General features: G+C 55.9%; 25 protein-coding genes. 19 read left to right on the top strand and 6 right to left on the bottom strand.

All coding sequences use genetic code 11. The features are described from left to right. The first annotated feature begins 66 nt into the window (after positions 1-66). The 11 genes from mutL (at position 67) to rlmB (ending at position 12,971) form a co-directional block, all read left to right on the top strand. The gene (mutL, locus tag ABEH87_RS12140) at positions 67-1,923 is read left to right on the top strand and encodes a DNA mismatch repair endonuclease MutL (protein WP_346576623.1); all 1,857 of its coding nucleotides are present in this window, start codon (positions 67-69) and stop codon (positions 1,921-1,923) included. Continuing rightward, positions 1,916-2,866, top strand: a complete 951-nt coding sequence (gene miaA, locus ABEH87_RS12135) for a tRNA (adenosine(37)-N6)-dimethylallyltransferase MiaA (protein WP_346576622.1) — start codon at positions 1,916-1,918, stop codon at positions 2,864-2,866. The genes mutL and miaA overlap by 8 nt, the downstream gene beginning before the upstream one ends. A gap of 101 nt (positions 2,867-2,967) precedes the next feature. Continuing rightward, complete coding sequence (gene hfq, locus ABEH87_RS12130; protein WP_346576621.1) at positions 2,968-3,285, top strand: RNA chaperone Hfq; 318 nt, start codon at positions 2,968-2,970, stop codon at positions 3,283-3,285. A gap of 231 nt (positions 3,286-3,516) precedes the next feature. Continuing rightward, positions 3,517-4,800 (top strand): ribosome rescue GTPase HflX, encoded by a 1,284-nt coding sequence (gene hflX / locus ABEH87_RS12125; protein ID WP_346576620.1) that lies wholly within the window; start codon positions 3,517-3,519, stop codon positions 4,798-4,800. A gap of 54 nt (positions 4,801-4,854) precedes the next feature. Further along, positions 4,855-6,117 carry an FtsH protease activity modulator HflK gene (gene hflK, locus ABEH87_RS12120; protein ID WP_346576619.1) on the top strand — a complete coding sequence of 421 codons (1,263 nt, stop codon included), beginning with the start codon at positions 4,855-4,857 and terminating at the stop codon, positions 6,115-6,117. Between the two features lie 3 nt (positions 6,118-6,120). Further along, positions 6,121-7,125 carry a protease modulator HflC gene (gene hflC, locus ABEH87_RS12115; RefSeq protein ID WP_346576618.1) on the top strand — a complete coding sequence of 335 codons (1,005 nt, stop codon included), beginning with the start codon at positions 6,121-6,123 and terminating at the stop codon, positions 7,123-7,125. 84 nt (positions 7,126-7,209) lie between these two features. Then, positions 7,210-7,410 (top strand): DUF2065 domain-containing protein, encoded by a 201-nt coding sequence (locus ABEH87_RS12110; RefSeq protein ID WP_346576617.1) that lies wholly within the window; start codon positions 7,210-7,212, stop codon positions 7,408-7,410. A gap of 131 nt (positions 7,411-7,541) precedes the next feature. Further along, positions 7,542-8,840: an adenylosuccinate synthase gene (locus ABEH87_RS12105; protein ID WP_346576615.1), complete on the top strand. Its 1,299-nt coding sequence runs from the start codon at positions 7,542-7,544 to the stop codon at positions 8,838-8,840. Between the two features lie 186 nt (positions 8,841-9,026). Further along, positions 9,027-9,470, top strand: coding sequence for a nitric oxide-sensing transcriptional repressor NsrR (gene nsrR / locus ABEH87_RS12100; RefSeq protein ID WP_346576614.1), 444 nt, complete (start codon positions 9,027-9,029; stop codon positions 9,468-9,470). 16 nt (positions 9,471-9,486) lie between these two features. Beyond that, entirely contained in the window at positions 9,487-11,931 is a 2,445-nt protein-coding gene (rnr, locus tag ABEH87_RS12095; protein WP_346576613.1) for a ribonuclease R, read from the top strand. Between the two features lie 302 nt (positions 11,932-12,233). Continuing rightward, complete coding sequence (gene rlmB, locus ABEH87_RS12090) at positions 12,234-12,971, top strand: 23S rRNA (guanosine(2251)-2'-O)-methyltransferase RlmB (protein WP_062745656.1); 738 nt, start codon at positions 12,234-12,236, stop codon at positions 12,969-12,971. Positions 12,972-13,029: 58 nt separating this feature from the next. Here rlmB and bsmA read toward each other — a convergent pair whose 3' ends face one another. After that, on the bottom strand, positions 13,030-13,338 hold the full coding sequence (gene bsmA / locus ABEH87_RS12085) for a biofilm peroxide resistance protein BsmA (RefSeq protein WP_346576612.1): 309 nt from the start codon (positions 13,336-13,338) through the stop codon (positions 13,030-13,032). 43 nt (positions 13,339-13,381) lie between these two features. Next, on the bottom strand, positions 13,382-15,319 hold the full coding sequence (locus ABEH87_RS12080) for a Cache 3/Cache 2 fusion domain-containing protein (protein WP_346576611.1): 1,938 nt from the start codon (positions 15,317-15,319) through the stop codon (positions 13,382-13,384). A 199-nt stretch (positions 15,320-15,518) separates the two neighbouring features. Between ABEH87_RS12080 and yjfP the strand changes: the two genes are divergently transcribed. From yjfP to rplI, 5 genes are all read left to right on the top strand, one after another. Further along, positions 15,519-16,268, top strand: coding sequence for an esterase (yjfP, locus tag ABEH87_RS12075; protein WP_346576610.1), 750 nt, complete (start codon positions 15,519-15,521; stop codon positions 16,266-16,268). A gap of 266 nt (positions 16,269-16,534) precedes the next feature. Then, positions 16,535-16,930: a 30S ribosomal protein S6 gene (gene rpsF / locus ABEH87_RS12070; protein ID WP_034891402.1), complete on the top strand. Its 396-nt coding sequence runs from the start codon at positions 16,535-16,537 to the stop codon at positions 16,928-16,930. Positions 16,931-16,936: 6 nt separating this feature from the next. Then, positions 16,937-17,254, top strand: a complete 318-nt coding sequence (priB, locus tag ABEH87_RS12065) for a primosomal replication protein N (RefSeq protein ID WP_346576700.1) — start codon at positions 16,937-16,939, stop codon at positions 17,252-17,254. A 4-nt stretch (positions 17,255-17,258) separates the two neighbouring features. Beyond that, positions 17,259-17,486 (top strand): 30S ribosomal protein S18, encoded by a 228-nt coding sequence (gene rpsR, locus ABEH87_RS12060; RefSeq protein ID WP_002210155.1) that lies wholly within the window; start codon positions 17,259-17,261, stop codon positions 17,484-17,486. A gap of 39 nt (positions 17,487-17,525) precedes the next feature. Continuing rightward, entirely contained in the window at positions 17,526-17,978 is a 453-nt protein-coding gene (gene rplI, locus ABEH87_RS12055) for a 50S ribosomal protein L9 (protein WP_346576609.1), read from the top strand. Between the two features lie 54 nt (positions 17,979-18,032). On the opposite strand, the gene ABEH87_RS12050 is transcribed toward rplI, so the two are convergent. Then, entirely contained in the window at positions 18,033-18,578 is a 546-nt protein-coding gene (locus tag ABEH87_RS12050; RefSeq protein WP_346576608.1) for a LysM-like peptidoglycan-binding domain-containing protein, read from the bottom strand. Positions 18,579-18,927: 349 nt separating this feature from the next. On the opposite strand from ABEH87_RS12050, the gene fklB reads away from it, so the two are divergent. Next, positions 18,928-19,548, top strand: a complete 621-nt coding sequence (gene fklB / locus ABEH87_RS12045; protein ID WP_133842544.1) for an FKBP-type peptidyl-prolyl cis-trans isomerase — start codon at positions 18,928-18,930, stop codon at positions 19,546-19,548. Positions 19,549-19,594: 46 nt separating this feature from the next. Here fklB and ABEH87_RS12040 read toward each other — a convergent pair whose 3' ends face one another. Further along, positions 19,595-21,529 (bottom strand): bifunctional 2',3'-cyclic-nucleotide 2'-phosphodiesterase/3'-nucleotidase, encoded by a 1,935-nt coding sequence (locus ABEH87_RS12040; protein WP_346576607.1) that lies wholly within the window; start codon positions 21,527-21,529, stop codon positions 19,595-19,597. A 343-nt stretch (positions 21,530-21,872) separates the two neighbouring features. Between ABEH87_RS12040 and cysQ the strand changes: the two genes are divergently transcribed. Beyond that, positions 21,873-22,619, top strand: coding sequence for a 3'(2'),5'-bisphosphate nucleotidase CysQ (cysQ, locus tag ABEH87_RS12035; RefSeq protein WP_346576606.1), 747 nt, complete (start codon positions 21,873-21,875; stop codon positions 22,617-22,619). A gap of 49 nt (positions 22,620-22,668) precedes the next feature. Here the strand turns inward: cysQ and ABEH87_RS12030 are convergent, their stop codons facing one another. Continuing rightward, positions 22,669-23,226: a YtfJ family protein gene (locus tag ABEH87_RS12030; RefSeq protein WP_346576605.1), complete on the bottom strand. Its 558-nt coding sequence runs from the start codon at positions 23,224-23,226 to the stop codon at positions 22,669-22,671. A gap of 317 nt (positions 23,227-23,543) precedes the next feature. On the opposite strand from ABEH87_RS12030, the gene ABEH87_RS12025 reads away from it, so the two are divergent. Then, complete coding sequence (locus tag ABEH87_RS12025) at positions 23,544-23,750, top strand: DUF1107 domain-containing protein (RefSeq protein ID WP_062745632.1); 207 nt, start codon at positions 23,544-23,546, stop codon at positions 23,748-23,750. A 70-nt stretch (positions 23,751-23,820) separates the two neighbouring features. Here the strand turns inward: ABEH87_RS12025 and ABEH87_RS12020 are convergent, their stop codons facing one another. Next, positions 23,821-25,155, bottom strand: a complete 1,335-nt coding sequence (locus ABEH87_RS12020) for a hemolysin family protein (protein ID WP_346576604.1) — start codon at positions 25,153-25,155, stop codon at positions 23,821-23,823. Positions 25,156-25,587: the final 432 nt, after the last annotated feature.

Raw genomic sequence — 25,587 nt, 5'->3', positions numbered from 1 at the left:
CCATTTTTGCGGTCGCCCCGATAAATATCCGATCGGCCCGTGCCATACCGTACTCAAGGATAAACCATGCCCATTCAGGTATTACCGCCACAGCTCGCTAACCAGATTGCTGCCGGAGAGGTTGTCGAGCGCCCGGCTTCGGTGGTGAAAGAGCTGGTGGAAAATAGTCTGGATGCGGGCGCGACGCGCATTGAAATCGACATCGAAAAGGGTGGCGCTAAGCTGATCCGCATTCGTGATAACGGCTGCGGGATCGGTAAAGACGAACTGGCGATGGCGCTGGCCCGCCATGCGACCAGTAAAATCACCACGCTTGACGATCTGGAAGCGATTATCAGCCTTGGCTTTCGCGGCGAGGCGCTGGCCAGCATCAGTTCGGTATCGCGTCTGATCCTCACCTCGCGCACCGAAGCCCAGAGCGAAGCCTGGCAGGCGTATGCCGAGGGGCGCGATCAGACGGTCAGTGTCAAACCGGCAGCGCACCCGGTTGGCACCACGCTGGAGGTGCTGGATCTGTTCTACAACACCCCGGCACGCCGTAAGTTTATGCGCACCGAAAAAACCGAATTTACCCATATTGATGAAGTGATCCGGCGCATCGCGCTGGCGCGTTTTGACGTGGCTATCTCCCTCAGCCATAACGGCAAGCTGGTACGCCAGTATCGCGGCGTCAGTGATATTACTCAACGTGAGCGCCGCGTGGCCGCCATCTGCGGAACGGCCTTTATGACGCATGCGCTGGCGATTGAGTGGCAGCATGGCGAACTGAGTTTACGTGGCTGGGTGGCTGACCCGGTGGGGTCCAAAGCGCTGACAGAACTGCAGTATTGTTATGTGAACGGCCGCATGATGCGTGACCGCTTAATCAATCACGCCATCCGTCAGGCCTATCAGGACAAGCTGGGCGACCAGCACCAGCCAGCCTATGTGCTGTATCTGGAAATCGATCCACACCAGGTGGACGTGAATGTGCATCCGGCGAAACACGAGGTGCGCTTTCATCAGTCGCGGCTGGTGCATGACTTTATTTACCAGGGCGTGGTCAGCGTCCTGCAGGAAAGCGGAGCCGAAACGCTGCCCGGCATGTCGCCTGAGCCTGCCGAACGCTGGCAGCCGGAAAACCGCCAGGCGGCAGGGGGAAATCATTTCGCCGAACCGAGCCCGCCTCCCGCAGCGCGCACGCCCTCGGCGGGCAGTGCAGGCGGCGGTGGTCACAGCTGGCAGCGTCAGGAACCCCAGTATCAGAAACGTGAGGGTGCGGTCTATCAGCAACTGCTGAACACCCCGGCCCCGGCGCTGCGTGAAGCGTCAGCATCCCCTGCGGTATCTGCCGCGACAGAAGAAAAACCGGCGCCGCTGAGCGGGCATGTCCACAGTTTTGGCCGCGTGCTGACGGTGGTGCAGCAGCAGTATGCGCTGGTTGACGGCAGTTCGGGGGTGGCCCTGATTGCCCTTGCAGTGGCGGAACGCTGGCTGAAACAGGCGCAGCTGGAACCCGGTAGCGAAGGGCTGAAACCTCAGCCGCTGTTGATTCCGGTCCGGTTGAAACTGGAAAAAACTGAGCGTGAAGTCGGCGATCGTCATGCGGCCTTATTAAGCCAGATGGGAATTGACCTGCTGTTTGACGCCCATCATGTGATGTTACGCGCCGTGCCTTTACCATTACGCCAACAAAATTTACAAAACTTGATTCCAGAAATGTTAGGGTATCTGGCCCGGCAGCAGGATGTTTCAGCCAGCCAGACGGCGCAGTGGTTAGCGCGCCAGTCGGTTTCTGAACATCAGCACTGGAATCACTCGCAGGCGATTACCTTGCTGGCAGAAGTCGAACGACTTTGCCCGCAGTTAGTGAAATCGCCACCTTCTGGATTATTGCAATACATCGATATTGAAACGGCGATGAACGCCCTGAAGCATGAGTGAACAATCCACGGCTGGCCTGCCTAAGGCAATATTTTTGATGGGGCCGACGGCCTCCGGTAAAACCGCCCTGGCGATTGCATTACGTCAGGCGCTACCGGTAGAGCTGATTAGTGTTGATTCAGCGCTGATCTACCGCGGGATGGATATTGGCACCGCCAAACCCTCCGCAGAAGAAAGGCGTCTTGCACCCCATCGTTTGCTGGACATTCGCGACCCCTCTGAGGCCTATTCGGCCGCAGAATTTCGCCGCGATGCACTGGCTGAAATGGCGGAAATTACCCAGAGAGGGAATATTCCGTTGCTTGTTGGTGGCACCATGCTTTATTACAAGGCGTTACTGGAAGGATTATCGCCGTTGCCCTCGGCCGATCCAGAAGTACGTCAGCGTATAGAGCAGATGGCGCGTGAAGAGGGCTGGGAAGCACTTCACCGCCAGTTATGTGACGTAGATCCCGTTGCTGGACGTCGTATTCATCCGAATGATCCCCAGAGACTCTCGCGAGCACTGGAAGTTTTTTTTATTTCGGGTAAAACTTTAACGGAACTGACGAAAATGTCTGGCGATCCGCTACCGTATGATGTTGCCCAGTTTGCTATCGCACCTGCGAGCCGCGAACTGATCCATCAGCGTATTGAATTGCGGTTTCACCAGATGCTGGCGTCAGGGTTTGAAGCGGAGGCTCGGGCGCTCTTTGCACGAGGTGATTTGCATACGGACTTGCCTTCCATTCGTTGTGTCGGTTATCGCCAGATGTGGTCATTTTTATCCGGTGAAATTGATTACGATGACATGGTTTATCGGGGAATTTGCGCAACCCGGCAGTTGGCTAAACGCCAGATGACATGGTTACGTGGCTGGAAGGAAGTTCACTGGCTTGACAGCGAACAGCCTGATGCTGCCTTAGCCCGAGTGTTACAGGTTCTTAGTGCGAAGCCTGGGTGATTGTGTACAATTGGTGCGTTATCTTGCGCAAATTTTTATGTCGTATTTCGAACCGCAGGGTTCTTAAGTTACAAACAACAAGCATATAAGGAAAAGATAGAATGGCTAAGGGGCAATCATTGCAAGATCCGTTCTTGAACGCACTGCGTCGCGAACGTGTTCCGGTTTCGATTTATTTGGTAAATGGCATCAAACTTCAGGGCCAGATCGAGTCGTTTGATCAATTTGTTATTCTTTTGAAGAACACAGTTAGCCAGATGGTGTATAAGCACGCGATCTCTACTGTTGTTCCGTCCCGTCCGGTTTCACACCACAGCAGCAATGCGGGTGGTAGCGGTAGCAGCAACTATCATCATAGTAACAACAGTAACCAGGGGGCATCTTCTCAGCCTCAGCAAGACAGCGATGACGCTGAATAAGTAGCGTGGCTGTCCCTCCAAGACGGGGAGTCCTTCATCCTGGTTCCCCGTCCTGGCATTGTCCGACCCTGGCATGAATTCTATCGTCTGGTTTCCCTGTCTGCGCTTAAAGCATGAAGAGAACCAGACTAAAAACGCCCTTCAGCGAGCTGAATGAGCATATCGAATCTGGTTTTGACGCAGTATGGCCAACGCGCAGCAGGTTTAACAAAGTATTGAGAGGTTTTAAGTTTGTTTGACCGTTATGATGCCGGTGAGCAGGCCGTACTGGTGCACATCTATTTCTCGCAAGACAGAGATACAGAAGATTTACAGGAGTTTGAAACTCTGGTGTCTTCTGCTGGCGTAGAAGCGCTGCGTGTTGTTACTGGCAGCCGCAAGTCGCCTCACCCCAAATATTTTGTCGGTGAAGGAAAAGCTGTTGAAATAGCCGAAGCGGTAAAAGAGAGCGGTGCCTCCGTGGTGCTGTTCGACCACGCCCTGAGTCCGGCACAGGAGCGCAATCTTGAAGCGCTGTGCGAGTGCCGTGTCATTGACCGCACCGGACTGATCCTGGATATCTTCGCCCAACGCGCCCGTACCCATGAAGGTAAATTACAGGTAGAGCTGGCGCAGCTGCGCCACCTTGCCACGCGTCTGGTGCGCGGATGGACGCACCTTGAGCGCCAGAAAGGGGGGATTGGTCTGCGTGGTCCGGGTGAAACCCAGCTGGAAACCGACCGCCGCTTACTGCGCAACCGTATTACCCTGATCCTCTCGCGGCTGGAGCGTGTATCGAAACAGCGCGAACAGGGCAGGCAGGCCCGTAACAAGGCCGATGTTCCTACCGTATCGCTGGTGGGCTACACCAACGCCGGCAAGTCTACGCTGTTTAACCGTCTGACGACCTCAGAGGTCTATGTGGCGGATCAGCTGTTCGCCACGCTGGACCCGACCCTGCGACGTGTCGATGTGGTTGACGTGGGCGAAGTGGTGCTGGCCGATACCGTAGGCTTTATTCGCCATCTGCCCCATGACCTGGTGGCGGCGTTTAAAGCCACGCTGCAGGAAACCCGTGAAGCGGCGCTGCTGCTGCACGTGATTGATGCCGCCGATGCGCGTATTGATGAAAACATCAACGCGGTCAACATCGTCTTAGAAGAGATTGAGTCCGATGCTATCCCCAGCCTGCTGGTGATGAATAAAATCGATATGCTGGACGACTTCGTTCCGCGTATCGATCGTGACGAAGAGAATCTGCCGATCCGCGTCTGGCTTTCTGCTCAGACGGGTGAAGGGGTTCCGCTGCTGTTCCAGGCGCTGACCGAGCGCCTGGCCGGTGAGATCGCGCAGTATGATTTGCGTCTGCCAGCAGCAGCAGGGCGGCTTCGCAGCCGCTTTTACCAATTGCAGGCGATAGAGAAAGAGTGGAATGAAGACGACGGTAGCGTAGGGTTACATGTGCGAATGCCGATCGTTGACTGGCGTCGCCTGTGTAAACAGGAACCCTCGCTGCTCGATTACATAGTTGCCTGACACGCGTATCCCGGCCTGGGATACCACCGCACACACAATTAATGGAGTATAAACATGGCGTGGAATCAGCCCGGGAATAACGGACAGGACCGCGACCCGTGGGGAAGCAGCAATAACCAAGGCGGCAACTCTGGGGGAAATAAAGGAGGGCGCGATAAGGGGCCTCCTGATTTAGATGATATCTTCCGTAAGCTGAGCAATAAGCTCGGTGGCCTGGGCGGTGGTAAGAAAAGCGGCGGTGACGGAGCCGGCAATGGCAATGGCACTGGTCAGCGCAAGCCGGGCAATGCCGGACGTCTGGTGGGCATCGTGGCCGTGGCTGCGGTGGTGATCTGGGCAGCCAGTGGCTTCTACACCATCAAAGAGGCCGAACGCGGCGTGGTGACACGCTTCGGGAAATTCAGTCATCTGGTTGAGCCAGGTCTGAACTGGAAACCGACGTTTGTTGATCAGGTACGTGCGGTGAACGTGGAGGCGGTGCGTGAACTGTCTGCTTCTGGCACCATGCTGACCTCGGATGAGAACGTGGTGCGCGTTGAGATGAACGTGCAGTATCGCGTCACGAATCCGGAGCGCTATCTGTTTGCCGTGACCAGTGCTGACGACAGCCTGCGTCAGGCGACCGACAGTGCGCTGCGTGGCGTTATCGGCCGTTCGACCATGGACCGTATCCTGACCGAAGGCCGTACCGTAGTGCGTAGCGAAACTCAGCGCGAGCTGGAAGAAACGATTCGTCCATACGATATGGGTATCACCCTGCTGGACGTCAACTTCCAGACGGCACGCCCACCGGAAGATGTGAAAGCCTCCTTCGATGATGCGATTGCGGCTCGTGAGAACCGTGAGCAGGCGGTGCGTGAAGCCGAAGCCTATGCGAACGATAAACTGCCGCGTGCGCGTGGTGATGCGCAGGGGATCCTGGAACAGGCCCGTGCGTATAAGTCCCGCGTAACGCTGGAAGCACAGGGTGAAGTGGATAGCTTTGCGCGTATTCTGCCAGAATACAAAGCGGCACCGCAGATCACTCGTGAACGTCTGTATATCGAAACCATGGAACGCGTGCTGGGTCATACCCGCAAGGTTCTGGTGAATGATAAAGGCAGCAACCTGATGGTATTGCCACTGGATCAGCTAATGCGTGGCCAGGGGGCTTCTGCCAACAGCCAGGACAGAAGCGGCGGACTGCTGCGTATGCCACCGGCGTCAGGCAGTAACGAACGCGCCAGCGGTAATACGTCGTTCAGCCCGGACGACATCATGGATCAGCGCCGGGTGAATGCTCAGCGTACCGATACCCAGCGCGAAGGGAGAGAGTAAGCGATGCGTAAGCCATTAATCGTTGTATTGATTGTTGTGCTGGTGGTGCTGTACGCGTCACTGTTTGTAGTGCAGGAAGGCCAGCGTGGCATTGTGATGCGCTTTGGTAAAGTTCTGCGCGATTCTGATAATAAACCGCTGGTGTATGCGCCAGGCCTGCACTTTAAGATCCCGTTCCTGGAATCCGTAAAGTCGCTTGATGCGCGTATCCAGACCATGGACAACCAGGCCGATCGCTTTGTAACCAAAGAGAAGAAAGACCTGATCGTTGACTCCTACATCAAATGGCGCGTCAGCGACTTCAGCCGTTATTACCTCGCCACCGGCGGCGGTGATATTTCTCAGGCTGAAGTGCTGCTGAAACGTAAGTTCAGTGACCGTCTGCGTTCTGAAATTGGTCGCCTGGATGTGAAAGACATCGTGACTGACTCGCGTGGTCGTCTGACTACCGACGTGCGTGATGCTCTGAACACCGGTAGTGCAGGTGCGGATGATGAAGTCGCCACCCCTGCGGCAGACGATGCCATTGCATCGGTAGCCAAGCGCGTTGAACGCGAGACCAACAGCAACGAACCGGCGATCAACCCGAACAGTATGGCGGCGTTGGGTATCCAGGTGGTTGATGTGCGGATCAAGCAGATCAACCTGCCAACCGAAGTCTCTGATGCGATCTACGCACGTATGCGCGCCGAGCGTGAATCTGTCGCCCGTAGCCAGCGTGCTCAGGGTGCAGAAGAAGCGGCAAAAGTCAGAGCACAGGCTGATTACGAAGTTGAACGTACGCTGGCTGAAGCCCGCCGTCAGGCGCTGATTACTCAGGGTGAAGGCGATGCGGAAGTGGCGAAACTGTTTGCTAACGCATTCAGCCAGGATCCGGATTTCTATGCGTTCATCCGTAGCCTGCGGGCCTACGAGAACAGCTTCAAGAGCAATCAGGATGTGATGGTGCTGAGCCCGGATAGCGACTTCTTCCGCTTTATGAAAAGTCCGTCTACCACTACGCGCTAATAAACTGCTATAAAAATAAAAGGGCCGGATCTTCCGGCCCTTTTTTTGTGTTTCTTTTGATGGCAAAGACGGTGAGTGAACAACATGAATGTAACTGTGTGGATGGCGCTGGGGTTAGTGCTGGTATTTGAAGGCTTAGGCCCGATGCTCTATCCGCGCCTCTGGCGGCGGATGATTCTTGCGATGGCGGAGATGCCCGATGGCCTGCTGCGGCGCGTGGGGGGCGGCCTGGTTGTCGCGGGGGCGGTGATTTACTACATGCTGAGCCGTGGCAACGGCGGCTAGGCCAGGACGGGGCGATCCCGCCCGCACAGAGCACTGAGTGGTAAAAAAGTACGCAATCGTATGCTAAAACTGCTGAAAGAGGGAAATGACGATGGTAGAATCCTTTTTTAAGCAATCGGTGATTTTGAAAAATGGGTAAGAACGTCGTCGTACTGGGCACCCAATGGGGTGACGAAGGTAAAGGTAAGATAGTTGACCTCCTGACAGAACGCGCTAAATACGTAGTGCGCTACCAGGGAGGCCATAACGCTGGCCATACGCTAGTCATCAACGGTGAGAAAACCGTCCTCCACTTAATTCCATCTGGCATCCTGCGTGAGAACGTCACCAGCATCATCGGCAACGGTGTTGTGCTCTCTCCTGCTGCGCTGATGAAAGAGATGAAAGGTCTGGAAGAGCGCGGCTTCCCGGTACGCGAACGTCTGTTCATTTCTGAAGCCTGCCCACTGATCCTTGAGTATCACGTGGCGCTGGACGTGGCCCGCGAAAAAGCGCGTGGCGCAAAAGCTATCGGCACCACCGGTCGTGGTATCGGCCCGGCTTATGAAGATAAAGTCGCCCGTCGTGGTCTGCGCGTTGGCGATCTGTTCAACAAAGAAACCTTCGCCGCGAAGCTGAAAGAAGTGATGGAATTCCATAACTTCCAGCTGGTGAACTACTACAAAGTTGAAGCCGTTGATTACGAAAAAGTGCTGGCGGATACGCTGGCGGTTGCCGACATCCTGACCGGTATGGTAGTGGATGTGTCTGAACTGCTGGACGGCGCGCGCAAGCGTGGCGACCTGATTATGTTCGAAGGCGCACAGGGCACCCTGCTGGATATCGACCACGGGACTTATCCGTATGTCACCTCGTCTAACACCACCGCTGGTGGCGTTGCTACCGGTTCAGGTATTGGCCCGCGCTACGTTGATTACGTGCTGGGCATCGTGAAGGCTTACTCCACTCGCGTGGGTGCGGGCCCGTTCCCGACTGAACTGTTTGACGAAACCGGTGAATTCCTGTGTAAGCAGGGTAACGAGTTCGGTGCCACTACTGGCCGCCGTCGTCGTACCGGCTGGCTGGATGCGGTTGCCGTGCGTCGTGCCGTACAGATCAACTCCCTCTCTGGCTTCTGCATGACCAAACTGGACGTGCTGGATGGCCTGAAAGAAGTGAAAATTTGTGTGGCATACCGTATGCCAGATGGCCGCGAAGTCACCACCACCCCGCTGGCAGCAGAAGGCTGGGAAGGCATTGAGCCAATCTATGAAACCATGCCAGGCTGGTCTGAGACCACCTTTGGTGTGAAAACACTGGATGGCCTGCCGCAGGCAGCGCGTGATTACATCAAGCGCGTTGAAGACGTTACCGGAGTACCGATTGATATTATCTCTACCGGCCCGGACCGTAGTGAAACCATGATTCTGCGCGACCCGTTTGACGCATAATTCCGTTTCAGGCCGGGCATTGCCCGGCCAGTTCTTAATCAGTCCCGGTTTCCTGCCGTTCCCTTCTGCAGCCCTCACCTTAAATAAAATGGCCCGGCTAGCCCCGGCTGGTTTATTATCATTGTTAACCATACAATTTTTTGAGTGGATCACAACTTCAACTGCGGTTGTATCTCTGAGGTTACCGTGCAGCTAACCAGCTTTACCGATTACGGCTTACGTGCGCTCATCTATCTTGCTGCGTTACCCGCAGGTAAGATGACCAGCATCAGTGAGGTTACCGACACGTATGGCGTGTCACGTAATCATATGGTCAAAATTATCAATCACCTTAGTCGTGCCGGATACATTGCTGCTGTACGCGGCAAAAATGGCGGTATCCGTCTGGGCAGACCCGCCAGAGACATTGTGATTGGTCAGGTGGTGCGCACGCTGGAGCCACTGCAGCTGGTGAACTGCCACAGTGACTTTTGTCACATCACCTCAGCCTGCCGCCTGAAACAAGTGCTGCACGATGCCGTTCAGAGTTTTCTGCGCGAGCTTGACCAATACACCCTGGCCGATCTGGTTGAAGACAACAATCCGCTCTACCAAATTTTGCTGAGTGAACGACCTTCACTGAGCAGCTGACAACGGAGGAACCTCGATGTCACACGATCCCTTTCAGGAACGAGAAGCTGAAAAGTACGAAAACCCTATTCCAAGCCGCGAGTTCATTCTGGCGCACCTGGATAAACGTGAAAAACCGGCCAGCCGTGAAGAGCTGGCAGAAGAATTAGACATCAGCGGTGAAGAGCAGATCGAAGCGCTGCGTCGCCGCCTGCGCGCCATGGAGCGTGACGGGCAGTTAGTCTTTACCCGCCGCCAGTGCTACGCGCTGCCGGAGCGTCTGGACCTGCTGAAAGGTAAAGTCATTGGCCATCGCGATGGCTTTGGTTTCCTGCGCATCGAAGGCAGCAAAGACGATCTTTATCTCTCTGCTGAACAGATGAAAATGTGCATGCACGGGGACATGATCCTCGCGCAGGCGATGGGTGCCGACCGTAAAGGCCGCCGCGAAGCACGCGTCGTGCGCGTGGTAGAACCGCGCAATGCCCAGATTGTTGGTCGCTACTTCACCGACTCCGGCGTGGGCTTTGTGGTGCCGGATGACAGCCGCCTGAGCTTTGACATCCTGATCCCGGCTGAAGAGCTGATGGGTGCGCGCATGGGCTTTGTGGTGGTGGTGGAGCTGACTCAGCGTCCGACCCGCCGCAGCAAAGCCGTCGGTAAAGTTGTCGAAGTGCTGGGCGATAACATGGGCACCAGCATGGCCGTGGATATGGCGCTGCGCACTCATGATATTCCGCACGAGTGGCCGGAAGCGCTGGAAAAACAGATAGCCCATCTGAGCGAAGAAGTGCCGGAAGAGGCCAAACAGGGCCGCGTTGATCTGCGCGACCTGCCGCTGGTGACAATCGACGGCGAAGACGCCCGCGACTTCGATGATGCCGTATTCTGTGAGCGTAAACGCGGCGGCGGCTGGCGCCTGTGGGTAGCCATTGCCGACGTAAGCTATTACGTTCGCCCCGGTACGCCGCTGGACGACGAAGCGGTAAACCGGGGTACTTCGGTTTACTTCCCGTCCCAGGTGATCCCGATGCTGCCGGAAGTGCTGTCTAACGGCCTGTGTTCACTGAACCCGGAAGTTGACCGTCTGTGTATGGTGTGCGAGATGACCATCTCCTCTACCGGTAAGCTGACAGGCTATAAGCATTACGAAGCGGTGATGAACTCCTTCGCGCGTCTGACCTATAACAAGGTGTGGAACATTCTGCAGGGGCATCAGGAACTGCGTCAGCAGTATGAGCCGCTGGTGAAAGACCTTGAAGAGCTGCACCGCATGTATCTGGCGCTGGAAAAATCGCGCGAACAGCGCGGCGGTATCTCGTTCGAAACCGACGAAGCGAAATTCATCTTCAACGCCGATCGCCGTATCGAACGCGTGGAGCAGGTTTCCCGTAACGACGCGCACAAGCTGATTGAAGAGTGCATGATCCTCGCGAACATCGCTTCGGCGCGTTACGTTGAGAAAAATAACGAGCCAGCGCTGTTCCGTGACCATGATCGCCCTGGCGATGAAAGCATTAAGAGCTTCCGCTCGGTGCTGAATGAGCTGGGCCTGACGCTGCCGGGTGGTGATAAGCCGCAGCCGGTGGATTATTCCGCGCTGCTGAGCCAGATTGCCGGTCGTCAGGATCACGAAATGCTGCAAACCATGCTGCTGCGTTCGATGAAACAGGCGGTTTACGACCCGGAAAACCGCGGTCACTTCGGCCTGGCGCTGGCGTCCTACGCGCACTTCACCTCACCGATCCGTCGTTACCCGGACCTGTTGCTGCACCGTGCCATTAAGTACCTGCTGGCGAAAGAGGCAGGGACGTTGCAGGGCAACACCACGCCGACCGGAGGTTACCACTACGAGATGCCGCAAATGCTGCAACTCGGGCAGCACTGCTCCCTGACGGAGCGTCGTGCGGACGAAGCCACCCGCGATGTCGCCGACTGGCTGAAGTGTGACTTTATGCAGGATCAGGTAGGCGAAACCTTTACCGGTGTGATCTCCAGCGTCACCGGATTTGGTTTCTTTGTGCGTCTGACGGATCTGTTTATCGATGGGCTGGTGCATGTCTCCACTCTCGACAATGACTACTACCGCTTTGATGCCATCGGTCAGCGTCTGATTGGTGAATCCGGCGGCCGCACCTATCGCCTGGGCGATACGGTAGAAGTCCGCGTTGAAGCGGTGCATATGGACGAGCGTAAGATCGACTTCGCGTTGATTTCAAGCAGCCGTAAGCCACGTGGTGAAGGTAAAACCGAACGCGAACGTGAAAAACGTGCCGCGCCGAAGAACAGCGGCAGCCGCCGCCGTGCGCCGCGCAAAGGCGCCAACTTTGAGCCGGACAGTGCCTTCCGCCCGGCGAAAGCCGCTGACGACGCAGCGCCAGCCGCCGCGAAAGAGAAAAAACCACGCAAACCGTCGGATAAGACCCGTAAAATCGGGGCTGCCACCCGCGCGAAGCGGGCGAAAAAAACCGACGGCGCGTGATAACGGCAGGTATACATTTCGGCACGGGTCGACCGGAAAAAAGGGTCGACCCCTACAGTACCACCGTGAATCCTCTTACCCGTAGGGGCTGACCTTCTTTTCCGGTCAGCCTGTAATGTTCGTTATCATTATCGTAGGGGCTGACCTTCATTTTCTGGTCAGCCTGTAATATTCGTCATCATTATCGTAGGGGCTGACCTTCTTTTCCGGTCAGCCTGTAATATTCGTTATCATTATCGTAGGGGCTGACCTTCTTTTCCGGTCAGCCCGCTCACTGAATATGAAAGTTGAGTATCTGAACCATGAGTGAAATTGTTTTTGGTATCCACGCCGTGCAGGCGCTGCTTGACAGCGATCCCCAGCGTTTCCAGGAAGTATTTATCCTGAAAGGGCGTGACGACCGTCGTCTGCAAACGCTGGTCAAAGCGCTGGAAGCGCAGGGTATCGTCATTCAGGTGGCGAGCAAGCAGGTGCTGGATAGCAAATCAGAAGGGGCGGTGCATCAGGGGATTATTGCCCGCGTCAAGCCCGGGCGTCAGTATCAGGAAGGTGACCTGCCGGACCTGCTGGCCAGCCTCGACAGCCCGTTCCTGCTGATCCTGGATGGCGTAACCGACCCGCACAACCTCGGTGCCTGCATGCGCAGCGCGGATGCGGCCGGTGTTCACGCCATTATTCTGCCGAAAGACCGTTCCGCGCAGCTGAATGCCACGGCGAAGAAAGTGGCCAGCGGCGCGGCAGAGCACATCCCGCTGATCCGCGTGACTAACCTGGCGCGCACCATGCGCGTATTGCAGGAAGCCAACGTGTGGATCGTCGGCACCGCCGGTGAAGCTGACCATACGCTGTACCAGAGCAAGATGACCGGCCCGATGGCGCTGGTGATGGGGGCGGAAGGGGAAGGGATGCGTCGCCTGACGCGTGAACACTGTGACGAGCTGATCAGCATCCCGATGGCGGGAAGCGTCTCATCGCTTAACGTCTCGGTCGCGACCGGTGTCTGTCTGTTTGAAGCGGTGCGTCAGCGCAGCGCGAAGTAAAATTACCGGGGCCTGTTCTGCGCCCCGGCATTTCTTTCTGCTTATCCCGCCCTTTTATCTATTCCGCCGTGCCATAAAGGATCGCCGTGCCATACCACATGCCGGGTACGGTCGTTTCGTCAACCAGCAGGATTTGATAGTAACGCGCGCCCGCTGCATTGGCTTTCGCTGCCAGCGCGCGCTGTGCATCGTCCGGGGAACCGCGCACGGAAACACTGACGCTACCAAGACGCGGCAGGCCAGTGCTCTGGGCACGGTTGATCTCCACTGCGTGAGAGGCGGGGGCAGGCGGCGGCTGTGGCGTACTCTTCAGTACGCTACAGCCGCTCAACAGCAGAATGGTCAACAGGGCAACACTCGGGCGCATCGTCATCTTCTCAACGGGAGTCTGACATTCAGTGTACGCCAGTTTATGACTTGACGTTAAACACCTGCACCAGCTCGCTGAGGTGATGTCCCTTGCGGCTCAGTTCCTGCGCGGTCTGCTCTGAATGCATCACCAGTTCACTGTTCTGATGGGTGGCCTGGCCGATTTGCGCCATGGCAATGTTAACGTGTCCGATGCCGGTCGACTGTTCGTGAGACGCCACGTTAATCTCGCTCATCAGCGCTTTCACCTGGTCAATGCGTCCGGTAATGTTGTCCATCGCCTGGCGGGTTTGCTCGGACAGATCGTGTCCCTGCACCACTTTTTGCAGCGAGTCGGCAATCAGGTGGTCAATCTCTTTGGCCGCATGTGCGCTGCGCTGGGCAAGCGCCCGCACTTCAGCGGCGACGACCGCAAAGCCTTTCCCGTTTTCCCCGGCGCGCGCGGCTTCCACTGCCGCATTCAGCGCCAGGATATTGGTCTGGAAGGCAATCGATTCGATCACCTGGGTGATGTCAGCAATACCCTGCGACGCGGTCTTGATATCGGACATGGTCAGCACTGACTGGCCGACCGTGGTGGCGCCGTGGCTGACGGCCTCGGCGGCTTCACCCACCAGGCGCAGAGCCTGAGTGACATTTCCGGCGTTCTGCTCGACCGTGGCTCCGAGCTGCTCCATGCTGGCTGACGTCTCCTCCACGCTGCTGGCCTGCCGCGTGATCTGCTCGCTGATATTGCTGCTGCTGGTGACGATCGCCTCGGTGCCGCTGGCAATCTCATCCGCCGCGTGCCGCACCTGAGCGACGACGCGCTCCAGCCCGTCACCGATGCCGTTAATCGCCACAATCAGCTGCCCGACCTCATCCTTACGCTGGGTCTCCAGCGTCGCCAGCAAATTCCCAGCGGCATACTGACGTGCCAGAGTAATGACCTGCTGCAGTGGCTGGCTCAGCCAGCGGCGCGTCACCCAGACGAACAGCACGGCGAAGACCAGCACCAGCGCCGTTCCCATCAGCAGGAACAGGTTGCGCGTCTGCTGTACCGGGGCCAGCAGGCTGACTTTATCGACGTCACCGACTACCACCCAGTTCCACTCCGGCAGATACTGCCAGGAGAGGATCTTCTCTGTGCCTTTACTGTCGGTGATTTCCAGCGTGCCCTGAGGCTGGCTCAACAGCTGCTGCTGTGCCGCCTGCGGCAGGTCGGGCTGCTTGCCCTCCAGCGTGCTGTGGAACAGATAGTGGCCGTGTAGCTTACCCGGAGCGCGGTTCAGCACGTAGAACGTGCCGCTGTCGCCCAGATGTTTCGCCAGCACTTTCTGCCGGATAACGGCGTACTGCTTGCTGATATCCACGCCAACAAACAGAATGGCAATCACCCGGCCGCTGTCATCGCGAACCGGCTGATACTGGGTGATATAGCGTTTGCCGAACAGCAGTGCGACGCCGCGAAAAATATCGCCTTTCTGTACCGGTTGCCATGCAGGGCTGCTGTGGTCAAGCCGTGTGCCGATCGCCCGTTGACCATCCTCTTTGCGCAGCGAGGTGGAGACGCGAACAAATTCATCCCCCTGAGTGCGGACAAAAATGGTGGCGATGGCGCCGGTGCGGTCCTTAAAATCATCGACCAGGACCTGATCGAGATTCAGGGTTCGCAGCCCGGCGCGCAGGGTTGGCGTCTGCTGGTCGCCAACCGTAATCAGCTGGGATTCATCCAGTGAGAAGCGCTTTGGCAGGAAGCTCTGAAATAACCCGGTGTAGTTACCGACTTCTTCGCTGAGCGTGGTATTAAACATACTGGCCATATCGCCAATACCGTTTACCTGGTTTTCCATATCGCCCAGCGTCAGCTTATGCACCTGTTTTGCGGCATTGTGGCTGAGAGTGAGAGTCAGAATAATAAACAGTACGGCGACGCTTAGCGAGGTCAGTACCGACAGCTTTACGCCCAGACTCCATGTCTTGAGAGAGAGACGTTTCATTGTTATAGCCTTAAATGGTGAGGATCTTACACGGGTTAACGGCAGCGTAGCCGGAAAATTTACCCCATAAATTAAGTGGGTATGCTAAACGGCTTTTTGTGAGCTGTGTCACATTAATGGGCCTGAACGATTAACGGGCAGCGCGTATGCAGGTCTCTGAAACAGCGTGAAACTGCGCGAAATTTGATAAGGGGATGAAATGATTGAAGTGAGCACAGAGCGTTTCGCCGGTATTGAATGTTTACACGCCTGCCCGGCGGGGCTGCGCGGGGCACCGCTGCCGACGGTGCTGTTTTATCATGGCTACACGTCATCGAAAGAGGTCTACGCCTATTTTGCGGTAGCGCTGGCTCAGGCCGGGTTGCGCGCCATTCTGCCGGACGCCGATATGCACGGTGCCCGTTATGACGGGGACAGCGAACGGCGCGCCACCCATTTCTGGGAGATCCTGCGCCGCAATATCGACGAGCTGCCGGCGCTTGAAGGGGCACTGCGCCAGCAGAACCTGATCGACGGTGAAAGGCTGGCGGTCGCCGGAGCCTCAATGGGCGGTATGACTACGCTGGGCGCGCTGGCGCGTTATCCTCAACTGCGCAGTGCGGCCTGTATGATGGGCTCAGGCTATTTCAGTCAGCTGTCGCAGACGCTGTTCCCGCCGCTGGTGGCGCGTTCACCGGAGGAACACGCTGCCCTGGCCGCGCGGCTGGCACCGCTGAGGGAATATGACGTCAGCCATCAGTTAGAGAACATCGCCAACCGGCCGCTGCTGGTGTGGCACGGTGAGGCGGACGACGTGGTACCGGCGGATGAGAGCATCAGGCTGGAAAAAGCCCTGCGTGAAAGCGGGCAGGACAGTCATCTGACGTTTCTGACGGAAAAAGGCATTGGCCACCGCATTACGCCTCCGGCGTTAACGGCTATGACGGCGTTCTTCACGCATCATTTGTAACCGGCCTGAAGCTCGACCGGAAAACGGTAGTGACAAAGGGCCGATCGAAAAAGGTCGGTCCTGCGAGGGATTTCTCGGGCCACGCGAAATACCGATATTTACCTTGTGTTCGCCCCCCCTCGCAAGTATGATTACGCGTCAATTTTTCAGCCGCATTCTCAGGTTGTGACCCCGCACTATCCGGTCATGGCTTATAACGTTCCTTGCTTCCATGGGCCGCGGCTGACCCTGACAGGAGGCTGAATAATCCGTAAGGAGCAAATTCGATGCGTCATTACGAAATCGTATTTATGGTTCATCCTGACCAAAGCGAACAGGTTCCTGGCATGATCGAGCGTTACTCTGCAACCATCACTGGTGCAGAAGGTACGATCCACCGCCTGGAAGACTGGGGCCGCCGTCAGCTGGCTTACCCGATCAACAAACTGCACAAAGCTCACTACGTTCTGCTGAACGTGGAAGCTCCGCAGGAAGCGATCGATGAGCTGGAAACTAACTTCCGCTTCAACGACGCCGTTATCCGCAGCATGGTTATGCGCGTTAAGCACGCGGTAACTGAAGCATCTCCGATGGTTAAAGCGAAAGACGAGCGTCGCGATCGCCGTGAAGATTTTGCTAACGAAACCTCTGATGATGCAGATGCTGGGGATTCTGAAGAGTAATTGTCCGTGACGGCCAATTGTCTGAAGCTGTCTGGCACTGTGTGCAAGACGCCGATAAGAAAAGTGAGCCCGTCAGGAATTCCACACTGCCAGTTCGTGCTTGAGCATCGTTCAGAGCAGGTGGAAGCCGGTTATACCCGGCAGGCCTGGTGTCGGATGCCGGTGATTATCAGCGGCAAAGCCCATCAGGCCATTACTCAAAGTATAACGGTCGGTACGCAGGTTACGGTTCAGGGTTTTATTAGCTGCCATCAAGGGCGCAATGGCCTGAACAAAATCGTACTGCATGCCGAGCAGATTGAATTGATAGATTCTGGAGACTAGCCTAATGGCACGTTATTTCCGTCGTCGCAAGTTCTGCCGTTTCACCGCGGAAGGCGTTGTAGAGATTGATTACAAAGACATCGCTACGCTGAAAAACTATATCACTGAAAGTGGTAAAATTGTCCCGAGCCGTATTACCGGTACTCGTGCAAAATACCAGCGTCAGCTGGCTCGCTGCATCAAGCGCGCTCGCTACCTGTCCCTGCTGCCATACACTGATCGTCATCAGTAATTGGCCGCCGTCTATTAACGACTTAAAGAGGATAAGGTAATGCAAGTTATTCTGCTTGATAAAGTAGCAAACCTGGGTAGCCTGGGTGATCAGGTTAACGTTAAAGCGGGCTACGCTCGTAACTTCCTGGTACCACAGGGCAAAGCTGTTCCTGCTACCAAGAAAAACGTTGAGTTCTTCGAAGCACGTCGTGCAGAACTGGAAGCCAAACTGGCTGACGTTCTGTCTGCAGCTAATGCACGCGCTGAGAAAATCAATGCACTGGGTAGCGTTACCATCGCGTCTAAATCAGGCGACGAAGGTAAACTGTTCGGTTCTATCGGTACCCGCGACATCGCTGATGCAGTAACTGCAGCTGGCGTTGAAGTGTCTAAGAGCGAAGTTCGTCTGCCGAACGGCGTTCTGCGTACTACCGGTGAGCACGAAGTGGACTTCCAGGTTCACAGCGAAGTCTTCGCTAAACTGACTGTAAACATCGTTGCTGAAGCTTAATCGCTGACGTATCGCATGTAAAAAACGCCGCCCCCAGGGGCGGCGTTTTTGTTTCTACTGCGCCTTGATAAACGTCCCATCCGCCTGCCGGATAAACAGAATTTCACCGTTAGCTCCGTCCAGCGTTAAGCCTGTCACCACGCCCTCTGCATTCAGGCGAATCTTCACCGTCTGCCCGGCATGTAAGGAACTGAGGGGCTTGTCGTTGCCCTCGACCTGCGCCATGGCGAAGACATCATTCACCGCCAGATTATTGTCACGGAACAGCTGCGCCAGCGTCTGGCCGGAAGCAATAGTGAAATTACGCCAGGTGCCTTCGGCGTCCGGCTGCGGCGTAGTCGACGCCGTTTGCGGCGGTGTGTCGGTGATTTCTGCCTGTAAAGGCACCTCAGTCCCCGACCCGCTCTGGATCGGCGTCACCGGGGCGACCGTACGCTGTGGCGTGGGCCACAGAAAAGCCAGCAGGATAACCAGCACGGCGGCAATAATCCCCCGGCGGTGCGTGGCGGGTAAAGGATCCATCCAGCTAACCCCATCTGGCAGATGCCAGAGGCGGCTAAACCACGGTGACAGACGTGATGTGAGCGATGCGTTTGGCATAGCGTCCTCCTCCTTGCGCGAGACTCGCGCGGTCGGTAAGCTTTTCTTGAACCACTGCTTTACTCTGGCAACAAAAAGCGGCCTTTTCCTTCGCCTGCGGCCAATCTGGCCCATTTAAACCTCTGAATAGATGTCGCTGCACCGGTAATGGTTTGTGCTGTGGCTGTCTTTCTGCAACCCGAATGATATCAGGTATAGGCTTAACCGCCCCATGGGGTGCTGATAAGTGTGAGGCGATATTGTTTCTGTTTCCTGCCGAAAAGTCACCTGGAGAAGATGGGATTTTACGCCCGTTGCCTGCGCTGTTATGCTTCGTCTTCTGTTTTTATCAATGATGAAAGGAAAATCCATGACAACCCCTTCTTTTGACAGCGTTGAAGCGCAAGCAAGTTACGGAATCGGTTTACAGGTCGGTCAACAGTTGCAGGAATCTGGTTTGCAGGGTCTGCTGCCGGAAGCACTGCTGGCAGGTCTGCGCGATGCGCTGGAAGGGAATGCCCCATCTGTTCCTGTTGATGTGGTTCATCGCGCTCTGCGTGAAGTTCACGAGCGTGCTGAAGCGGTCCGTCAGGAGCGTCAGAAGGCCATGGCAGTAGAAGGTCAGAAATTCCTGGAAGACAACGCACAGCGTGAAGGCGTCAGCAGCACTGAGACTGGCCTGCAGTTCAGCGTACTGACTCAGGGTGAGGGTGCTATCCCATCCCGTCAGGATCGCGTACGCGTGCATTACACCGGTAAACTGATTGACGGCAGCGTGTTTGACAGCTCCGTTCAGCGCGGTGAGCCAGCTGAATTCCCGGTAAGCGGTGTGATCCCAGGCTGGATTGAAGCGCTGACCCTGATGCCGGTTGGCTCCAAGTGGGAACTGGTGATCCCACACAACCTGGCTTACGGCGAGCGCGGTGCCGGTGCTTCCATTCCGCCATTCAGCACCCTGGTGTTTGAAGTGGAACTGCTGGAAATCCTGTAATTCCAGCGACACGCCCGGCGCTGTACGCCGCCGGGCGTGTTTTCCGTTACGGTTTCACCTGATATATCGCAAATCCAATCTCATCCGTTCCTACCTGTTTCATCGGATACTGCGCGTGGCTGCGAATAAATGCGGCGGCTTTTTCTCCCGGTGCCGTTTCAAAACGAATATCCAGCGGTGTCGCGCTGTGAATCGGTGCCAGGCGCCAGTTATTATCCGCCTGAGGCGTTACCTCACCTTTTTCCTTTGTTTGCGCGCCAATCCAGGCCGCCAGCACCGATCGGTTTTCATCCGGTGAGGCAAAGGCAATCTGTTTCTCGCCGGTCCCGGCAAACTTACCGCCGTACGCACGATAGTTATTGGTAGCGACCAGGAACGTCGCTTGCGGGTCAACAGGCTTGCCGTTAAAGGTCAGATGACGAATGCGCGACGCTTTTTCATTGATCAGACCGCATTCCGCGTCATAGCGCGCGGGCTGCGTCACGTCGATCTGATAGTCCACCCCGTCAATGACATCAAAGTTATAGGTACGGAAGTCCCAGTTGATCAGCGACTGCGGTTTGCTGCTGTGAATATCAATCTGATTAAACTGCCCGGCGGAACACTCCAGCCACTGCTTCACCTGCTCACCGCTGACTTTCACCACCACCAGCGTATTGGGATAGAGGTAGAGATCGGCGGCATTGCGCAAGGTCAGCGGCCCTTTATCCACTTCAACATAGCTGGCGGGATCGTTCCTGCGGCCACCGGTTTTGAACGGTGCGGCCGCCGCCAGTACCGGCAGGTGGGCCAGGTCCGGGTCGCCCTGAATAAAGTGTTCGGTATAGGCGCGCTGGGCGTTATTGACGATTTGCACCGTCGGGTCGTCCTGTACCAGCGACAGATAACTGGCCATCACGTCCGCTGATTTACCGACAGGCTGGCTGACAAACGCCTTCGTCGCGGCATGATCGGCCGCCAGCACTTTCGTCAGCGCGGGATCCTCAGCCGCCAGTGACTTTTTCGCCACCTTGTCATACACCGGGCGGGCTTCTGCACGGGCGCTGCTGACCTGCCAGTGACCCGCATCATTGTTCAGCACCAGATCCACCACCCCCAGATGGTCGCCCCACATCCCCGGCATCACCGCCGGAATACCGTTCAGCGTCCCCTGCTGAATATCCGCCCCTTTGATATTAGCGAAGTCTGCGCTGGGGAAGACGGCGTGCGCGTGGCCGAAAAGAATGGCGTCAATGCCCGGTACCTGGCTCAAGTAGTAAACGGAATTCTCAGCCAGCGCGTGATAAGGCTCGCTGGAAAGGCCAGAGTGCGGGATGGCCACAATCAGGTCGGCACCTTCCTGACGCATCTGCGGCACCCACTTTTTCGCGGTGGCGGTAATATCATCGACGGTGACTTTCCCCGTCAGGTTAGTTCTGTCCCAGGTCATGATCTGCGGCGGCACAAAACCGATGTAGCCCACTTTCAGGCTATGTGTTTTCCCGTCACGGTCACGCACCTCGACCGCTTTAATCAGATAGGGCGTAAACAGCGGTTTACCGGTGCTGACATCGATAACGTTGGCATTGATATAGGGGAAGCGGGCACCGTGAATGGCTTTTTTCAGGTAGTCGAGGCCGTAGTTAAATTCGTGATTGCCGAGGTTGCCGACGGTGTAATCCAGGGTGTTCATGGCCTTATAAACCGGATGCACATCGCCATCCTTCAGCCCTTTCGCCGCCATATAGTCACCCAGCGGACTGCCCTGGATCACATCGCCGTTGTCGACCAGGACGCTGTTCGTCGCCTGCTGACGCGCGCTGGCGATCAGTGAGGCGGTGCGCACCAGCCCGTACTTATCGGTAGGCTTATCTTTGTAGTAATCGAAATCCATCATATTACTGTGCAGGTCGGTGGTTTCCAGCAGGCGGAAATCCACCGTGGCGGCGGACAGTGAATGACTGACCAGCAGTGCGGTCAGCGTGAGGCAGGATTTGAACATGTATGCTCCCTTAATGTTCCGGTTTAAACGTTCGTCACCCTCTCAGAATAATGTGAAATTGTGTCATGTCATTACAATGAACTGTGATATCGCTCGCGAATTTAACCCTTAGCACGGCGTCAGCCACTGACAGGGCGAGGGGGGCAGAGAGAAAATAGCTGAAAATAACGGGAAACCGTGTTCCGCAGCGATGGGTACGTTATGCTGTTGAAATTCAATCGCTAACCGGGTGTGGTTACCCGCAGTGAAACGGCCGGCGAGGCAAACTGCTATCCTTTTCTCAGGAGCGCAGCGGTTTGCGCCGCGCCAGCCGTCATCACGCCAGACGATCAGGAGGTGGACAGTGTTAGAACAAATTTGTCAGATGGCCCGTGAAGCAGGCGATGCCATTATGCAGGTCTATGACGATCGGGCCCCGCTGGATGTGGTGCGCAAAGCCGATGACTCACCGGTTACGGCGGCGGATATTGCCGCACACCGGGTTATTGTGGCCGGGTTAGCCGCACTGACACCGGATATTCCGGTTCTGTCAGAAGAGGATCCGGCTGGCTGGGATGTACGTCAGCACTGGCAGCAATACTGGCTGGTGGATCCGCTGGACGGCACCAAAGAATTTATCAAACGTAACGGTGAGTTCACCGTTAACATTGCGCTGATCCAGCATGGAAAGCCGGTGCTGGGCGTGGTGTATGCGCCAGTGCTTAAGGTGATGTATTCGGCTGCCGACGGTAAAGCCTGGAAGGAAGAGGGCGGTCATAAAGTACAGATTCAGGTGCAGGATGCACGCCCACCGCTGGTAGTGATCAGCCGTTCTCACGCCAGCTCTGATGAAGAGCTGAAAGAGTATCTGGCGCAGATGGGCGAACACCAGACGACGGCGATCGGATCGTCGTTAAAATTCTGCCTGGTGGCCGAGGGGAAAGCGCAGCTCTACCCGCGTTTCGGGCCGACGAATATCTGGGACACCGGTGCGGGCCACGCCGTGGCGCTGGCGGCGGGTGCACATGTGCACGACTGGCAGGGGAAAACGCTGGATTATACGCCGCGTGAGTCGTTCCTCAATCCGGGGTTCCGCGTGTCGATCTTCTGATATCCGCAGGGGCCGGTCGGGCGTCAGGAGCGGCCCCTGCAGTGACGCGTTAATGCAGTAATTCTGTTAACAGCGCCATCACCTTTTTCACTTCATCCTGCGTCAGCGCCCCCTCTTTGACAAAGCGCACCCGCCCCTCTTTATCCAGCACAATAATTGCCGACCCGCCGTCCTTTAGCTGCCAGGCCTGATGCACTGCACCGGTGCTGTCGACGATAAACTGCGACCACGGGAACTGCTGCTTGTTACTTTCGATACTGCTGCGCACAAACATCCCGGTGCCCGGAATGGCATCGTCGGTATTGACGATGGTGGTGGTCTGATAACGATCGTGCGGCAGCTTCGCCGCTTTTATCACTTCGACCAGCGCGGCATTTTGCTCTTTTGCTGATGAACGCCCGGCAATGTGCTGGATGACCCGCACTTTTCCACTTAACTGCGCGCTGTTCCAGGCTTTGTAGCTAAACTGATCTTTCTGATAGATCAGTTCGCCTTTATCTGCGACCCCGACAGGGGCAACGCGCTGGTCAACCCTGATGTTGTGAGCGGCGACGGTGAAGGGCAGCAGCAGGGAAACGATTACCGCAAGATCACGGACAAGTGTCATGGTTGCTCCAGATTATTGAGTGGTCAGATCAGTTAGTCATTCTACTGAAATAATAAGCGCAGATGATGCTGCTGTCGCATCGGAATAACACCTTTGCAACACGCCGCACAAATCCCGGCATATTGAAGGTTTATACTGCGCGCAGACAGTCAGGTAACAGAGAGTTCTGTCATGATGTGTAAAAACAGTAAAAAAATTCAATTTTAGGAACATTGGAAGCAAACGATGTTCTATAGTACAGGCAGTTTGCGTTTCACCGGTTCGTGCCCGGATTGGCCACGACGAGGCGTATTGATTGGTTCAGGAGTTGAATTAGAATGAAAATCTTCCAGAAATATAACCCATTACAGGTTGCGAAATACGTTAAGACGTTGTTTCGTGGGCGGTTGTATATCAAGGATGTCGGCGCGTTTGAGTTTGATAAGGGGAAGATCCTTATTCCGCGCGTTAAAGATAAGCAGCATTACAGTGTGATGTCGGAAGTTAACCGGCAGGTCCTGAGATTACAGACCGAGTTTAACTGATAAAAAAAGGCGCTGAGAGCGCCTTTTTTGTTCCTGCTTTCCTGCTACTGTCCGTGCCCAGCACGACGTGCTACGAAGCCGCCGTGTCTTCAGGGTCTTTTGGCAACACCGGCGCCGTCGGCCGCGCATCAATACGTGTCACCAGCAGCTGGTCGATGCGGTAGCTGTCAATATCCACCACTTCAAACTTAAAGCCGTGGAATTTCACGAAGTCAGTGCGTTTCGGGATCTTACGCAGCATAAACATCATAAAGCCGCCGATGGTTTCATAGTTACCCGACTGCGGGAACTCATCGATATGCAGTACGCGCATCACGTCATCAATCGGCGTACCGCCCTCTACCAGCCATGAGTTCTCGTCACGCGCGACAATCTGTTCTTCCATCCCCTGACCGACCAGATCGCCCATCAGCGTGGTCATGACGTCATTCAGGGTGATAATCCCCACCACCAGCGCATATTCGTTCATGATCACCGCGAAGTCTTCTCCGGCGGCTTTAAAGCTCTCCAGCGCTTCCGACAGCGTCAGCGTATCCGGCACGATCAGCGCTGAACGGATCTGCAACCCGCTGTTCAGCGTCATACTCTGATTGCCCAGCACGCGCAGCAGCAGCTCTTTCGAATCCACATAGCCTACGATATGGTCAATATCTTCATTACATACCAGAAACTTCGAGTGTGGATGGCGGGCAATCTTCTCTTTCAGGCTGCTTTCGTCTTCATGCAGATCAAACCACACCACGTTTTCACGCGAAGTCATAGATGACGGTACGGTACGCGACTCCAGTTCGAAGACGTTTTCAATCAGCTCGTGCTCCTGCTTGCGCAGCACCCCGGCCAGCGCCCCGGCTTCCACCACCGCATAGATATCGTCAGAGGTGATATCGTCTTTACGCACCAGCGGGATTTTAAACAGGCGGAAAATAATATTGGCGCCGCCGTTAAAGAACCACACCAGCGGACGGAACAGGAACAGGCAGAAACGCATCGGGTTGATGATTTTCAGCGCGACGGTTTCCGGCGCGATCATCCCCAGGCGTTTGGGGAACAGGTCGGCAAAAAGGATAAACAGGCTGGTCACCACGGTGAAGGAGCAGATAAAGCTGATGCGCTCGGCCATTTCTGCATCGACGAAGCGTTCAAACAGCGAACGGAAAGCGGGCGAGAACGCGGCATCACCGACGATACCGCCGAGGATCGCCACGGCATTCAGGCCAATCTGCACCACGGTAAAGAACATGCCGGGGGTTTCCTGCATCTTCATCACGCGCTGCGCGTTGATATTGCCTTCGTCGGCCAGCAGTTTCAGTTTAATTTTGCGGGCAGCCGCCAGCGATATCTCTGAAAGGGAAAAAAATGAGCTGATAGCGATCAGCATTACGATGACAAGGAAGCTGTCTAACATAGAACATCCATTTTTTGGCTCGCTCAGTGGGCAATCAGGAAAACAATCGCGCGATAAGAGAAGGCCGGGTTAATCACTTGTCATTTTTGGCCTGGGCAGCGCGCAACATGGTGATTCTGCGGTCATCACATCAGGTAGTGCAGCGATTCAGGGCTATCCGTGCCAAAAATGTCTGCGGTTCGGCCGTGTGCCGGAGCAGAAAGGGTATCAGGTCGCGGAGCGTCCTGTGCCGTGGATTATAGCTGTGGCGTCGAGCGCTTACAATTGCGGCAGCAAACACTTATCTATTCTGCCTGCGGATCGCAAGATCAAAGCCGGTGAGACTTGTCTGATACTGATAGCACGTTACACTCCTTTTACGGTGAATCTCATTCCCGTGTTGTAACGTACGGTGACTTTGCACAGAATAATCGCCAGATTTGCCTTATGTTC

This window comes from Erwinia sp. Eh17-17 (genome assembly GCF_039675725.1).
In the GTDB taxonomy this organism is placed as follows: Bacteria; Pseudomonadota; Gammaproteobacteria; order Enterobacterales; family Enterobacteriaceae; genus Erwinia.
The sequence above is the reverse complement of the archived record's forward strand: the minus strand, read 5'-3'. Positions and strand labels throughout refer to the sequence as shown.